The sequence below is a fragment of the Frateuria sp. sgz306004 genome (assembly GCF_057750885.1).
On sequence record NZ_JBYLFE010000004.1, the window covers coordinates 149,394 to 164,004 of the forward strand.

13 protein-coding genes are annotated in these 14,611 nt (G+C 65.2%); 1 reads left to right on the plus strand and 12 read right to left on the minus strand.

Annotation, left to right across the window (positions count from 1 at the left end; translation table 11 throughout):
- Positions 1-4 precede the first annotated feature (4 nt).
- The 5 genes from AC3G2C_RS09660 to AC3G2C_RS09680 all read right to left on the minus strand — a co-directional run bounded on the left by AC3G2C_RS09660 (position 5) and on the right by AC3G2C_RS09680 (position 7,994).
- On the minus strand, positions 5-1,663 hold the full coding sequence (locus AC3G2C_RS09660; RefSeq protein ID WP_488384423.1) for an ArnT family glycosyltransferase: 1,659 nt from the start codon (positions 1,661-1,663) through the stop codon (positions 5-7).
- 19 nt (positions 1,664-1,682) lie between these two features.
- Positions 1,683-3,443, minus strand: a complete 1,761-nt coding sequence (locus AC3G2C_RS09665) for a glycosyltransferase family 39 protein (RefSeq protein WP_488384424.1) — start codon at positions 3,441-3,443, stop codon at positions 1,683-1,685.
- A 15-nt stretch (positions 3,444-3,458) separates the two neighbouring features.
- Positions 3,459-4,496 carry a glycosyltransferase family 9 protein gene (locus AC3G2C_RS09670; protein WP_488384425.1) on the minus strand — a complete coding sequence of 346 codons (1,038 nt, stop codon included), beginning with the start codon at positions 4,494-4,496 and terminating at the stop codon, positions 3,459-3,461.
- Between the two features lie 291 nt (positions 4,497-4,787).
- Entirely contained in the window at positions 4,788-7,502 is a 2,715-nt protein-coding gene (gene mgtA, locus AC3G2C_RS09675) for a magnesium-translocating P-type ATPase (protein ID WP_488384426.1), read from the minus strand.
- 12 nt (positions 7,503-7,514) lie between these two features.
- Complete coding sequence (locus AC3G2C_RS09680) at positions 7,515-7,994, minus strand: host attachment protein (RefSeq protein ID WP_488384427.1); 480 nt, start codon at positions 7,992-7,994, stop codon at positions 7,515-7,517.
- Between the two features lie 275 nt (positions 7,995-8,269).
- Here AC3G2C_RS09680 and AC3G2C_RS09685 point away from each other — a divergent pair, with 275 nt between their 5' ends.
- The gene (locus AC3G2C_RS09685; RefSeq protein ID WP_488384428.1) at positions 8,270-8,716 is read left to right on the plus strand and encodes an Hsp20/alpha crystallin family protein; all 447 of its coding nucleotides are present in this window, start codon (positions 8,270-8,272) and stop codon (positions 8,714-8,716) included.
- Positions 8,717-8,798: 82 nt separating this feature from the next.
- On the opposite strand, the gene AC3G2C_RS09690 is transcribed toward AC3G2C_RS09685, so the two are convergent.
- From AC3G2C_RS09690 to AC3G2C_RS09720, 7 genes are all read right to left on the minus strand, one after another.
- The gene (locus AC3G2C_RS09690; protein ID WP_488384429.1) at positions 8,799-9,626 is read right to left on the minus strand and encodes a universal stress protein; all 828 of its coding nucleotides are present in this window, start codon (positions 9,624-9,626) and stop codon (positions 8,799-8,801) included.
- 24 nt (positions 9,627-9,650) lie between these two features.
- A complete protein-coding gene (locus tag AC3G2C_RS09695; protein ID WP_488384430.1) occupies positions 9,651-10,295 on the minus strand; it encodes a nitroreductase family protein in 645 nt (214 codons plus the stop codon).
- 14 nt (positions 10,296-10,309) lie between these two features.
- Positions 10,310-10,885, minus strand: coding sequence for a GNAT family N-acetyltransferase (locus AC3G2C_RS09700; protein ID WP_488384431.1), 576 nt, complete (start codon positions 10,883-10,885; stop codon positions 10,310-10,312).
- Positions 10,886-10,983: 98 nt separating this feature from the next.
- On the minus strand, positions 10,984-11,412 hold the full coding sequence (locus AC3G2C_RS09705; RefSeq protein WP_488384432.1) for a universal stress protein: 429 nt from the start codon (positions 11,410-11,412) through the stop codon (positions 10,984-10,986).
- A 36-nt stretch (positions 11,413-11,448) separates the two neighbouring features.
- Positions 11,449-12,420 (minus strand): ribose-phosphate diphosphokinase, encoded by a 972-nt coding sequence (locus AC3G2C_RS09710; protein ID WP_488384433.1) that lies wholly within the window; start codon positions 12,418-12,420, stop codon positions 11,449-11,451.
- Positions 12,417-13,985 carry a thymidine phosphorylase family protein gene (locus tag AC3G2C_RS09715; RefSeq protein ID WP_488384434.1) on the minus strand — a complete coding sequence of 523 codons (1,569 nt, stop codon included), beginning with the start codon at positions 13,983-13,985 and terminating at the stop codon, positions 12,417-12,419. Before AC3G2C_RS09715 ends, AC3G2C_RS09710 begins: the two co-directional genes overlap by 4 nt.
- On the minus strand, positions 13,982-14,470 hold the full coding sequence (locus tag AC3G2C_RS09720; RefSeq protein WP_488384435.1) for a CBS domain-containing protein: 489 nt from the start codon (positions 14,468-14,470) through the stop codon (positions 13,982-13,984). Before AC3G2C_RS09720 ends, AC3G2C_RS09715 begins: the two co-directional genes overlap by 4 nt.
- Between the last annotated feature and the right edge of the window lie 141 nt (positions 14,471-14,611).

Sequence of the window (14,611 nt, forward strand, 5' to 3'; positions counted from 1 at the left end):
AGGCTTAGTCACTCAGAGTGTGTTGATCGCGCGCCTTGACGTAGTCCGCCACCGGCCATATCGCCACCCAGATGCCGCGGAACGGCTGGATATAAACGGCATGTGCCTGGTCGGCTGGCGAGAGTCGACGCGGGTAGGTGATCACCAGACCGTCGGGGTGCTCGATGGACCATTCGCGCACTGCGGTGAGTCCGCGCAATTGCGTCACCGGTTCCTGCAGACGACCGAGGAAGGTGTATTGGCCGTCGTTGGATTCGAGGTTGGCGATGGGGCTGCCGCCGGCCTCGGCCTGCGCCAAGCGGTGAGCGATGGGCGTGAAGTCGTAGGCGGGCCACAGCGTAACCGTGAACAGCGCATGCGCGGCGACCGTGGCGACGAGACCCGTGAGCGCGACGCGCGGCAGTTCCGGCCAGCGCCTGACCTGCGACAGGCCAGCCAACACCAGGAACCCGATGCCGAACGGCACGCCCCAGGTGCCGAGCGTGGCGAACTCGCGGTCGGCGATCTTGCCGGCGCGCGCAAGGAACTCCAGCGCAATCAACGCCACGCCGCCCAGGGCGAGTGCCAGCGCCAACGGCCACGGCCCAAGCCAACGCTGGCGATTCCAGGCGTGAGGCTCAAAGCGCGCCAAGGCGGCAGCGATCAACACGGCGAAGCCGCCGAACTCCGGCAGCAGGTAATAGGGCTGTTTGCCGCTGATCAGCGAAAACGCGACAAATACCGGCAACAGCCAGGCGCACAGGAAGCGCAGGCCCTGATCCAGCGGCTGACGCAAGGCGGCCACGGCCACCCACGCACGCGGCCACAGGGCAAACGGCAGAAGGAGCATCGGCAGCAGCGGTACGTACCACCAGAACGGCGCAGCATGCGCGAACGCATCCACCACGCGACCGGCCGTTTGGTGCACCACCAGCTTCTGGCGGTAACTGTCGCCGCCGGCCCAGGTGGCCAGGCCCACCCAGGCAGCCAGCATCAGGCTGCCGGCGACCATGGCGGCAGCGCCTGCGCCATACCAGCGGCCACGTTCGCGGCGCGCCCAGGCGTTCCACCAGGGGCCGAGCAACCAGGGAAAGGCGATATGCAGCCACATCACCGGCCCCTTGCTGAGCAGGCCCAGGCCCAGGGCCAGCGCAAAGCCGACCCAGTGTGGCGAGTCGCGCCTGGTGCTGGGTGCAAGGCAAACCAATGCCGCCAGCACGCAGTTGGCGAGCAGCACCTCGTACATCACCTGCAAGCCGAACAGGAAACCGAAGCTCAGCGCGGCGGCAATCCAGGGGGCCGTGCGCGCCACGCGCGGCTGGTCCGGAAACAGCTGCGCGGCCAGACGCGCCACCAGCAGCAGTTGCGTGGCGCCCAGGATCACTTCGAGCAGACGCGGCCATACATCGCCCACGCCACCGACGAACCAGCCCAGATGGATCAGCCATAGCAGCAGCGGCGGCTTGTCGCTGTAAGGCTGTCCGTTGAGATAGGGCACGGCGAAGCTGTGGCGTATCCACATTTCCCAGGCGACCGACAAGGTGCGCGTGGAATACATGGGCATGGGCCCGTGCTGGAAGATCGCGAACAGCGCGGCGGCCAGCCAGCACCACAGCCATGGCTTGTCGGCCAGGGCCTGGGTCAGTCGGCGGGGCCAGGGAGTAGAGGGGGATATTGTCGGCATGGCAGTTGGATGAGTTCGCTCAGCGTCCACGGTCGATGCCGCCCCAGTCTTCGACCTCGCCCACGGGCACCTTGCCGCCACCGCAAGCGGCCGCCACGGCGTCCAGTCGATACAGGCGCCATTCGCGGCCGCTGGTGACGCCCATGTCCAGGCTGGCCGCGCGATTCACGCACGGCGCCATGACATCGGCCAGCACGAGCACCCAGCGCTGTTCGGGCGCCTGCTCCTGCCAGCGAATCGACGCGGCGAGTTGTTCGTGCCAGGGCGCGACGAAGCCGAAATCCACCACCTTGCGATCGAACGCCAGCGGCAGTTCTTCCTTCCAGGCGACCAGGGCCAGCTCCGCGTGCGGGCCAATGGTTTGCTCCACGCGCTGCACCAGCGGCTGTTGCGAACTGGCGCGCGCCAGCAAGGGCGCAGCCCACAAGCCCCACAGCAGCCACACGCCGCTCATGGCGGCAAGCACCGCGAGACCCGCGCGTCGCAACCGGAACACAGCCACGCAAAGCAGGATCCAGCCGCCCATGACGATGAACATCCACCACAGCGACGTGGCCAGTTCACCCAGTTGGCGCGCCGTGACGAAGCGCTGGATGGCCGGCGTGGGATGCAGCCAGCCCAGCAAGCCAAAGCCCAGCGTCGGCAAGGCCAGTGCCAGCAGGAACGCGGTGCCTAGCCATTGCGCCCAGCGGCGCGTGAGGATGTCGCGCAGGAACGGGCCGGCACACAGCGCCAGCAGTGGAAGCGCGGGCATGATGTAGACGTCGCGCTTGGCCCGGGTGATGGAGAAGAACACCAACACCAGCACCGCCCAAGCCAGCGGCAACAGAAAGCGGGCATCACGCTCGCGCCAGCGTGCGCGCCATGCCGGCAACAGGCCGGGCAGGGCGAGGCTCAGCGGCAACCAGGAGGTGAAGATCACCTCGAGGTAGAACCACGGCGGCTGCAGGCTGTTCCAGGGGTGCACGTAACGGTGCACCGTCTGATTGAGGAAAATGTCGCTCAGGTACTCGCGCGCCTGCGGCGTGTCGTGTTGGTGCACGTACAGCAGCAGCGGTACCAGCCACAGCGCCAGCGCCGCCAAAAAGGCGAGCCCGGCACCGATCCACGTGCCCAGGCCACCGGCATCGCGCGACACGCCTTGCCATTGCCAGCGGCGCGCGGCAAGCCAGGGCAGCAGCATCAGAAAGGCGAGTACGCCCACCCCTTTGGTGATGACGCCAAGGCCCGCCGCAAAGCAGCCGAGCCACAGGGCGCGGCGATCCGGGCCGAGCAAGAAGTGCCGGAGCAGCCCCACATTCGCCAGGGTGAGAAAAAACGTGACGGTCGGGTCGATCTGCCCGCGCTTGGCCTGGAACACGAACTGCACCGTGCACAGCAGCGCCAGCGCGGACCACAGGCCCGCGCGATGGCCCCACAAGCGCCGCCCCAGGTCATAGACCAGCCACAGCGTGCCCAGCGAAAACAACAGCGACGGCAGCAGAAACGCCACCTGCCAGTGCCCGGTGAGCACATAGGAGAGGGACTGCATCGCCATGAAGGCGGGCGGCTTGTCCGAGTACCAATCCGTACCGCGATGCGGAATGAGCCAGTTGCCCGAGGCCACCATCTGGTGGGCCACCAGGGCAAAGCGTGGCTCGTCGGAGGGCGTGGGCGTGCGCAGGCCGATGCCGGCGGCCAGCAACAGCAGCGCGCCGAGCATCAACAGCCATCGTTCCAGGGCCTGCCGTTGCGGCGCGGGGTTGTTCGATAAAGCTTCCGCCATCCTGGCCTCAGTCACGACACGCTATCGCCATCAGTACGACAACCTCATCTGGGGTATGCCGCCCGGTGGCGGCTCAGTGGCGATAGTACCGTTGGCTGCCGCGACAGGCACCGGGTTCAGTGCAAGGCCGGTTTTGCCGAGCAGTTCCGGGAAGCTGCGCACGACCGCCGCCGCCACCTCCGCCGGGGATTGCCCGCAGGTGGACAGTGCGAGGCTGCCCTTGCCGTAAGGGGCGTACACGGACGAATCGGTGACGCAGAACAGGCCCACCGTGGGCACCTTGGAGGCCACCGACAGATGCATCACGCCGCAATCGGCACTGATCACCAGGTCCATGCCGGCCATGACCGCGCCCATGCGGCGGATGTCCGAGGAGTAGTAGCCCGGCCATTCCTCGCCCAGCATCGAATGGCCATGCATGGGAATCAGTTCGATCAAACTCGACGCCGGGCTCATCGAGGCGAAGGCATCGATGAACTCGCTCCACCAACTGGCCGAGTAACGCTTGGCGCCCGTCGCATTGGCGAAGATGCCCACCACCGGCGGCGACACCGATTGCTGCGAGGCCGAGAGCAGGTTGGCGATCGCGGCGCGGCCATGAGCGCACTCGCTGTCGGTCAGGCGAATGTCGAGCGAGGGATAATCGTTGTTTCCCGCGGCGCCCGCGCGCACAGCCCAACGCAGCAAGTTGATCGGCCGCTGGGCCATATGGTGCTGCGCCACGGCGCAGGGTGCGGGATGCGTCAGCCCCGAACGCTCCGGCTCGTCGCTGAAGCCCAGCTTGTAGCGCCCCTTGAGAAAACGCGTGAGCGTGCGGCTGAAGCCCGAGCCGAGGCATGGGTCGACAATCAGGTCGTAAGTGGTCTTGCGAATCTTGAACAGCATCCCGAGAAACGACACCGGATGCTTGAACCCGCGCTTGGGCAGGCAATAGACATTCTTGACGCTGAAGAAGCTCTCGAACACTTCCTCGGCGATGTCGCCTTCGGAAATGATGTCGATCTCCGCACCGCGGAATAGACGTTCCAGCTCACTGATCAGTGGCGTCAACAGAATCGTATTGCCCAACCGATGATTCGGCCGGCATACGAGGATTCGATAAATTCCCTTTCGTGGTACGGGCTCCAGCCCTGGTATCACCATGGTTTCGTTCAAGAGGCACCGCAAGGCCAGCGAGCTGGCATCGAATGGACCCTGCGCCCCCGTGCTAACGCATTCTTAAGAACGCTGGCATCAGGCCCCCCGCAGGCTGCTGGAGTATGGCGGCGATTGCTTTCACGAAACTTAGATAGGGGTTGCAGATTTCTTTCAGTGCCTGCGGTGCAAGGCGGTTGTTGTCTCGGCAGTTTCCTGCGCCCGCTAACGAATGCCGAATCGGCGCTGTAGCCACTGTTTGACCCCAAAGGTCAGCACCATGTACGTGGCCAGCAGGGCGGCAAGCATCGGCCAGTACATGGCCGGAAGCGGCACGAAACCCAGCCATTTGCCCAGGGTGGCCTGGGGCAGCCACAGGCCGATCAGGCAGATGGCAGCGCTGGTGACGACCAGCGGCAGACTCGGTCGGCTCTGCAGAAAGGGAATGCGCGATGTGCGGATGATGTAAATGATTAGCGTCTGCGAAAGCAGGGACTCCACAAACCACCCGCTTTGGAACAAGGCCGCCTGGGCCGGTGTGTTGGCCGCGAACAGGTAGAACATCATCGCGTAAGTCGCATAGTCGAAGACCGAGCTGATCGGGCCGATGCAGACGATGTAGCGCGCGATGTCGTCGATGTTCCAGCGGCGCGGCTCAGCGAGGAACTCCGGGTCCACGTTGTCGGTGGGTATGGTGGTTTGCGAAAAATCGTAGAGCAGGTTGTTGGTAAGCACCTGCAGCGGCGCCATCGGCAGAAACGGCAGCCACGCACTCGCGCCAAGCACGCTGAACATGTTGCCGAAGTTGGAGCTGGCCCCCATGCGGATGTACTTGAGGATGTTGGCGAACACCTTGCGCCCTTCGATCACGCCGTCATCGAGAATCAACAAACTCTTTTCGAGCAGGATGATGTCGGCTGATTCGCGCGCAATATCCACGGCCGAGTCCACCGACACGCCCACATCCGCCGCCTTGAACGCCGGGCCGTCGTTGATGCCATCGCCGAGATAGCCCACCACGTGCCCGCGGCGGCGCAGGGCGGCGATCAAGGCCGACTTCTGCATGGGGCCGAGTCGGGCGAACAACTGGCAACTGCCTGCGCGTTCTTCCAGTTGCGCCTCGTTGAGTTGCTCCATATCGCTGCCCAGCAGCACCCCGCTCACGGGCAGGCCCACTTCGCGGCAGATCTTGCGGGCGACCACCTCGTTGTCGCCGGTGAGGATCTTCACTGCCACGCCGTGCGCAGTTAGTGCGGCGAGCGCATCGCGTGCGCTGTCCTTGGGCGGGTCGAGGAAGGCGATATAACCGAGCAAGGTCAGGTCGCGCTCGTCGTTGGTGCCGAAATCGGTCTTGTCGGGAGCAACGCGAGCGTACGCAAGGGCAATCAGGCGCAAGCCGTCCTCGTTCAGTGCGTGGCTCTGCTCCCGGAGTTGGTGCCAATGGCTGTCGTCCAGCTCGAACACCTGCTGCTGCGTTTCGCCGTGCGTGCAGACGCTGTAAACCTCCTCGATTGCGCCCTTGCAGATCAGCAGGCGGCCTTCCGGGCCATCGACCACCACCGACATGCGGCGCCGCTCGAAATCGAAAGGAATCTCGTCGATTTTTCGGTAGCCGCCCTCGGCGTGCAGTTGTCGGTGCACCTCGGTGTACTTGAGCACCGCAATGTCCAGCAGGTTCTTCAACCCCGACTGGTAGAAGCTGTTGAGGTAGGCGTACGCGAGCACTTTTTCGCTCTCGTTGCCATCCAGGTCGACATGTTGCTCAAGGATCACCCTATCCTGGGTGAGCGTGCCCGTCTTGTCGGTGCAGAGCACGTCCATGGCGCCAAAGTTCTGGATCGCGTCGAGGCTCTTCACGATCACCCGCTTGCGCGACATGGCCATGGCACCCTTGGCCAGGTTGATGGTCACCTCGCTGGGCAGCATCTCCGGTGTGAGGCCCACCGCCACCGCCGTGGCGAACAGCAGCGCCTCCAGCCAGTTGCCTTTGGTGAAGCCATTGATGAGGAACACGGTGGGCGCCATCAACGCGATGAGCGTGACCATGAGCCACGTATAGCGCGTGATGCCGCGGTCGAAGCTGGTCGGCGGGCGCTCGCCGGCCATGGCGCGAACAATGTCGCCGAAAATCGCGCGCGGGCCCGTGTGCACGACCACGGCTGTGGCCGTGCCGCTGACCACCGTGGTGCCGAGAAAGCCGATATTCTCCAGTTGCGTCAGTGCGTCATCCGGTTGGCGAACAGCGCCTGCGTGCTTTTCCACCGGCATCGCTTCGCCGGTGAGCGGCGCCTGGTTGACGAATAGCCCTCGCGCCGAGAGCAGGCGTACATCCGCCGGCAACATGTCGCCGGCGGTCAGGTGCACGATGTCGCCCGGCACCAACTGCTCCAGCGGAATGTCCTGCGTGCCGGCCAGCGTGTCGCCCTTCACCGCGCCCTGAGCGGCGGCGCCATCTCGTCGGGTGACGGTCACCTGCACATGCACCATGCGGCGCAGTGCTTCGGCAGCACGGGCGGAGCGATGCTCCTGCACGAAAGAGAGCGTGACGCTCAGCACGACCATCACGGCGATGATGACGGCAGAGATCGCATTGCCCACCAGGATGGATAGCCCCGCCATCAGCAGGAGCAGGCCATTCAGGGGGTTGCACAGTTTGCGCAGCGCACGCATCGGCGCGCTGATGCGGTGGCCCCGAGTGATCGCATTCGGCCCGGTCTCGCCAAGTCGTCGCTGTGCCTCGGCCTCATCGAGACCTTCCAGCGCACTACCCAGTCGCTCAAGGGCGGTAGCTTCGTCGCAGGCGGCCAAGGCCCTCAGGCTGGCCGCCTGCTGTTGGCTTGCGACGGGGCGCGCACGGGGTTGAGTCGTACGTTCCGTGTCCGTCGAGGCGCGCGCGCCTCCTGACGGGGTCGGTTTGCCGGTGCGCTCGCGTACCAGCACAGGATGCCCAGGTTAAGAGGCGCGCCGGGCCGGGCGGGCGTGGAAGGTGTGGGGGAACGAGCGATACAAGTGCTCGTGCAACTCGGTGGGCGAGAGTGTCACGAAGTCATGCACGATCTCGCCGGCTACGCCAGTCGCTTCCGGGGTGCCGATGGCTTCGCGCAGCACGCCCATGAAACGGGGCGGCGCAACCAGGAAGAGTTGCTCGAACTGCTGCTGCGCGTGTGCGTCGACAAGCATCTCGGCCAAGCCATGGGCAAACTGGTGCTCGTATTTCTCGCGTTGCGTGGTGTGCGGTTCGATGGCGTGGCGTGCCGCACCTTGGCTTTCGTGGGTGCGCGGCAGGGCCTCGTCGTTGCCGTTGGGTTGTGCGCTGCCGCGCAGTTCGGGATTGCTGTAGCAGGCGACCTCGGTAAGCGCGCTGTCCTGGCCGCTTGCCTCGAAGAGCCGCGCACGCGCAGCGTCGCACACCAGGATCCAGTTGGTTGTCATGAGAGCACCTCCACGGGCGCGTAGTTGCCGAGGTCACGCTTTGCCCTAGCGTAGAAAGATGCGCAAATGCGGCATTGATCGCGGTCAATGGCGCGCGTTTTCGCATGCCCCTTGGGTGGGGCTGGAAGCGCTGTCTCACGCGCTGTGTTCTTGATGCCGATCAATGGCGCGCCAGGCGTGTTCGCCTATGGTTTCCAGTGGCATCTCGCTCCGCTCGATGCAGTGTCGACGCAGACGGGATGACCCATCCTTCCCCTGTACGGAGAGAGTGCATCATGAACACCATGACACGCTGGAATCCCTTCAAGACGTTGACCCGGATCGATCCGTTTGGCGATCTGGACGACTTTCTGCGCGGCACGGCGGCGCGTCCTTCATGGAATGGTCTGGATCTGGCGCCCGACGTGCGTATCGACGTGAGCGAGAGCGATGGAGCCTATAAGGTCAAGGCCGATATCCCCGGCGTGAACAAGGACGATATCGACGTGTCCATCAGTGATCGTCAGATTTCCATCAGCGCCGAAGTCAAGCGCGAGACCAAGCAGAAAGAGGGCGAGCGGGAGATCGTGACCGAGCGCACCTATGGACAGGTGTACCGTTCATTCACCTTGCCCGAGGAAGTGGAGCGGGATAAGGCGCAGGCGCATTACGAGAACGGCGTGCTGCATCTCACCCTGCCCAAGAAGCAGGCTGGCAATGCGCGCAAGCTCACCGTGAGTTGAGTATGGTCAGACATGACGGACGCCTCCCGGCGGTCGGCCGGGAGGCGTTTTTTTTGATCTCGGGCGTTGGCGAGCCGGGCGTTCAGTGGCGCATGAAGAGCGGCAGCGTGGCGGCCTCCAAGACGCCGCGGGTCGCTCCACCCAGCACCCACTCGCTGAAACGGGTATGCCCATAGGCACCCATCACCAGCATATCGGCACGCGCGTCGCGCGCGGCATCCAGCAGCATGGGGCCGGCGGCGCTGCCCGTATCGGGAAGCAGCAAGGTCTCGTTGGCGATGCCGTGCTGCGAGAGGTAGCTGGAAAGGTCAAAGGGCGGCTTCCACGTATCGAGCCCAGTAGGTGGACGCTGCGTGCCATGCAGAATGGTGACCTGCCGCGCGCGCTTGAGTAAGGACAAGGCGGCATGCACGGCGCGGATCGCTTCGCGCGAACCGTTCCAGGCAATGGCGAAACGTTGCGCGTCCACCGTGGTGACGGGTTCCTTGGGCGTGACGATGCAGGGCATTCCCGAGCCCAGCACTAGATTGCCTACTGCGGATACGGAGCCCCAAGGACTGTGTCCCGTGCGACCCAGAATCAACAGGTCGTGCCAGTCGCCAGCGAGTGCAAGCGCCCTGGGCACTTCGTCTTGAGCGACCTGCCAGCTGGCATGCGTGGCGCCGCGCTCGCGAGCAAACGCCTCGAAAGCCGGCGCGGCCTGGTAGGCCTCGACCTTCAACTGCTCGGCCACTTCGAGCAATTCCATGATTAGCTCGGGCGTCTCGTAGGGCGCCAACATCGCCGTTGGCGCCGGGCATACGCAAATACCAGTGAGCTTCGCATCGGTAAGAGCGGCGAGGCGGCATGCATAGTCGATGCTCGCGCTCCAGTGCTTGAAGCTTTCGCCATAGGCAAGAATATCGTTCACGAGCCTGCTCCCGTTGCCGCGCGTTCAATACGCGATGGGGTTGCGTGGATAGCCGACGGTTTGCGCGAACGTCACGAAATCCTCCGCCGCCAGTCGCAAGGCGTAGGTCAGGCGCGGGTAGTCCAGTGCGCCGCGAAACACACTGCCCAAACCATTCGCGGCGCAATAGAGGTAGACGTTTTGTCCGATGAAGGCCGCATCCACCGAGGCATACAGGCGACGGTCCGTCATGTTCAGCTCGTGCATGCGGTCGCCGTGCGCCACGTAAATCAGCTCCACCGGCGCGGTGGCGACGAAATCCTGCAAGCCGGTGCAGTCGCGAATATCGTCGGGTAGATACGGCAGCAGTTGATGGCGCTCCGGCGAATAGCGCCATACGCCATCTGCCATGGCAACGTACATCTCCAGCACCATGATGTGACGCCAGTAAGGCGCGGTGCGCTCGCCACTGTCGACGCGGTTGATGCCATACGCGGCCCACAATAGGTTGGAGAGTTGCTGAATGGGCAGGGCGCTCGCGGCGTACTCCCGCGTGGAGCGTCGCAAGCTCAGCGCTTCGGTTAGCGCCATGCCGCCGTGCATGCGTGGTGGCGGCAACACGCGCTCATGGGGGAGTTCGCCAGGTCGCGGAGTCGACGTGCGCTGGGTGTCCGTGCTGGGGATGTTCATGGCCGTACCGCCGATCAGAGGTCGAGCGTATGGACAACCTGGGAGCTGTCGGCCGGGTCTAGCGTACGGTGGAAGCCCAGGTAACTGGCGAGATCACGCATGCCTTCATTGTCCATGGCATCGATCGACACCATGCGCTTGAAGCCCTGTCGGCGCGCGTAGTCGATCAGGTGCTGCATGAGCAACACGCCCAGGCCACGGTTCTGCCAGTCGTCCGCCACGGTGACGGCGCACTCGCATTGCTTCTCGTCGGTGGTGGCACTGTAGCGACTCACGCCGACCTCGCGCAGCTCGCCGTTGTCGTGTACCAGCGCGATAAAGGCCATGCGGTGCTGGTAATCCACATTCATCAGCTGATCGATCTGCGCCTGGCTGACCTGCTTGAAGTCGCCCAGGAAGCGATAGCGACGCGAACGGCGGGAAAGCCGGTTGATGAAAATCAGTTCCCGCTCGCGATCGGCTTCGTGCAGCGGGCGGATAAGTACCGGCGTGCCGTCGCGCAAAGGCTCGATCCAGTGATCGCCGGCGAGCACATCGGGGAATGCCGCAAACGCCTTGCTGGCGGCGGTGGTGGAAGTATGGGTGGTCATGGCGGCCTCTCTCTTGAATCCCGGTAACGCCCCCTGGCGAGGCATTTCACTCCCGTGCCGTCCTTGGCGTGTTGACCCCGATCAACAAGCCCGGGGCCTCAAGCGGGACACACCAGCACCGGGATGCCGGTGTGCGACAGCACCGCCTGGGTTTCGCTGCCCAGCAGCAAGCGCGTCACGCCACGCCGACCATGGGAGCCCATCACGATCAGGTCGCAGTCCTTCTCGCGCGCCGCCTGCACGATGGCATCCCATGGCTCGCCAGCTTGCATGCGGCTGCACGTGCACGGCACGCCGACCACGTCGGCGGCCTCCTGAATGCCAGTGAGGCAGCGATCGATGTTCGCGCTGCCTTCACCCGCGCGGCGACCACGGCTGGACCAGATATAGGGCTCGGCGCGCTCGGGTAGTTCGACCGACAGCGCGGTCACGCTGGCGTTGCAGGCGCGCGCCATGTCGATGGCTACCTGGGCCGCGTGGCGGGACAGGTCTGAATCGTCGACGGGTACGAGAATGTGCTTGAACATGGCACGGACTCCGTGGAGTGCCGTTGTATGGTGTGCCTATCCCTTGGCGGGCCGATTGATGCGGGTCAACCTTGCGTTGGACGCATCCGGTGCGGGGAAGCCTTTCAGTAGCGGTGCGTGCTTCATGCCGGCGATGGCATCGGCCACGCAGCCACTGATGTCGATGCGCGCGTAGGGGCAGTCGATGCTGTTGGTGGTGACGATGCGCGATGCGCCTGCCGCGAGAATGCGCTCGCGGGCCGGCGCCCCGAACAGGCCGTGCACCGCCACGCACACGGGTGGATGCAGTCCCTGGCGGGCCAGTTGATGAATGCATTCGGTCATGGTGTAGCCGCTGGAGACGATGTCATCGACCAGCACGGGTGTGCGGTGGCGATAGTCGTCCTGGAGATCCTGCGGCAACTCCACGGTAACGTGCGTATCGTCGTGCCGGGTCTTGCGGGCAACCACCAGGGGGGCGCCCGCAAGCTGGGCAATCTGGCCCGCCCATTGCTCGCTTTCGCTATCGGGCCCGACGATCAGCGGCTCGCGCACGTGCGTGCGCAGCCATTCGGCCACGGCCGGCGCGGCGGATACGGCGCAGCCATGGAGCAGGCCCGCTTCCGCCAGCGACGCGAGCCGATGCAGGTGGGGGTCTACCGTAACAACAGCGTCGAAATGCGCTTCCAGCAGCGTGCCGAAGATGCAGGCGGATACCGCCTCGCCCGGGTGAAACCGACGATCCTGCCGCATGTAGGCCAGATAGGGCGCCACCAGGATGATGCGGCCAGCGCCGAGTTCCCGCAGCGTGTGCACCGCCATCAATAAGGGCGCCAGCCTGGCGTCGGGATGGTCCAGGGTGCACACCAGCAGAATTTGCGCGCCGGCATTCGGCTCGGCCACAGTCACCAAGGATTCGCCGTCGGGAAAGTGATGCACGGTGAGCGGTCGCCGCTCCCAGGCGCCACGAAGGGCGAGCAGATCGGCAAAGTCTTCGTTGCCAGGCAAGGCATAAACCAGGGCGCTCATGATGCACGCACCTCCATGATGTTCGGGTGTCGCGCGACATAGGCCAATGCGTAGGCCAACTCGCCGCGCGTCTGGGCGTGCAGGGTGAACAAGGGGTCACCTGTAGCGACGGTATCGCCCGGGCGTGCGTCGATGGTCATGCCCGCCAGTGGCGAGCGGGGCGCGCCGGCTAACTTGGCGGCCTTGGCCAGGCGCCGGTTGTCGACGGTGCCGATGCGCCCGCCGCGCTGCGCATGCACCGGGTGGCGATAGGGCGCTTCCCCTGGCGTGCGCAGGCCGCCTTGGGCCTCGCAAATGGCCTGAAATTGACGCCACGCGGCACCGCTATCCAGGCACTGCGTGGCGAGTGTGAGGGCGCGCGGCAGATCCGTGCCCAAGCCGCCCAGAGACAACAGATGCGCGGCCAGCTGCAAGGCCCGATCGCGGAGATCCCTCGGCGCGTGCGGCTCCGTGCGCAGCACGGCGAGCACGTCGCGCGCCTCCAGGGCGGGGCCGATGCCGCGCCCTACGGGGGCGGCGCCATCGGTCAGAAGGGTGCGTACCTGCAGGCCGAAGCTGCGGCCCACCTCTTCGATCAGTGTCGCCAGCGAGGTGGCCTCCTCCGGCGTGCGCACCTTGGCGGTGGCGCCCACGGGGATGTCGATAAGCACCCGGTTGGCGCCGGCGGCGATCTTTTTGGACAGCACGGAGGCAACTAATTGGCCCTCGCCATCGACGTCCAGCGCGCGTTCGATGCGGATCAGCACATCGTCCGCCGGCGCGAAGTTCACGCTGCCGCCCCATACGATGCAGCCGCCAGTGCGCTCGACCACGCGACGCATGGTCGGCAGATCCAGCGCGACCGGTGCCAGCACCTCCATGGTGTCGGCAGTGCCGGCGGGCGAGGTGATAGCGCGCGAGGAGGTTTTGGGCATCAACAGGCCCAGCGCCGTGACGATGGAAACCACGATGGGCGTGGTGCGATTGCCGGGCAGGCCGCCGATGCAGTGTTTGTCCATGACCACGTCGCAGGGCCAGCGCACGGCGCTGCCGGTGTCGACCATGGCGCCGGTGAGTCCCGCGATTTCCCGCTCGCTCATACGGTGCCCCGCGCAGGCGGCGATGAACGCCGCCAACTCCACGCCCGAATACCGGCGTGCCGCGATATCGGCTACCACTTGTCGCCACTGCGCATCGTCCAGCGGCTGGCCGTAGATTTTTCGCCGCATCAGGGCGAGGGACTCCACGGTGGGCGGATGCGACAGCAGTGCGCGGTCGCCAGGGCCGGGTTGCAGCGCCTGCCATGCCGATTCGGAAAGGCCGGCCTCATCGGGCGCGAGCAGTTCGCCGTGGGCCACATCGAGCAAGGCCACCAAGCGCTGTTCGCCCAATTGCAGTTGCACGCGGCTGCGCGCGCTGAAACCCTCGCTACGACACACCAGGGCGTCACTGGGGAGGAACACCACACGCTCGTCGCCCGTATCGATGCCCAGGCGACGCAGGCGGCAACTCGATAGGGTGCCATCGTCGGTGCCCATCACGGCACCCGATGGACGCGTGACCGTCTCGGGTGCGGATGCGTTCATGCCGCACCGTTGTCACAGGCTTCGCGGACACTTTGCATGGCGACGAGTCGATCCTTGAGCGACGGCTCCACCATCAGCACTTCGGTAAGCTGCTGCAGCAATTGCGTGAGCGCCACCAGCGCGTCGTCGGCGGTCACGATACCGACCAGTCGTCCGGAAGGGTCCACGACCGGCAATCGGCGAAGACCACTGCCATGCATGATGTCCACGATCTCAGCCAAGGTGGCGTCGTGGGCGCAAAGCACCGGCGGGCAGGACATCACCGCGCTCACCGTGGTTGTCGTGGGGTCGATGGCATCGGCGACGGCGACGCGGCTGATGTCGCGATCGGTGATCATGCCGATGGGCAGCATCTCGCATTCGTTGTTGCGCACCACCACGAGGCAGCCGGCCATGTGGTGATCCATCAGTCGTGCTGCGGCGCGGAGCGATTGCTCTGGCCCGATCACGACGACCCGCGAAGTGGCGATGTCGATGGCTCGCACGGCGGCATTCCTGCGAAGATGTATGACTACAGCTTAGGCGTCGCGCACACGTAGCCGTTGAGCCAAGTCAACATAAGCAGCATTCTGCTCGTCATTCCTGCGAAGGTAGGAGGCGCTTTTCAACTGTCGAAAGGCTGGCTA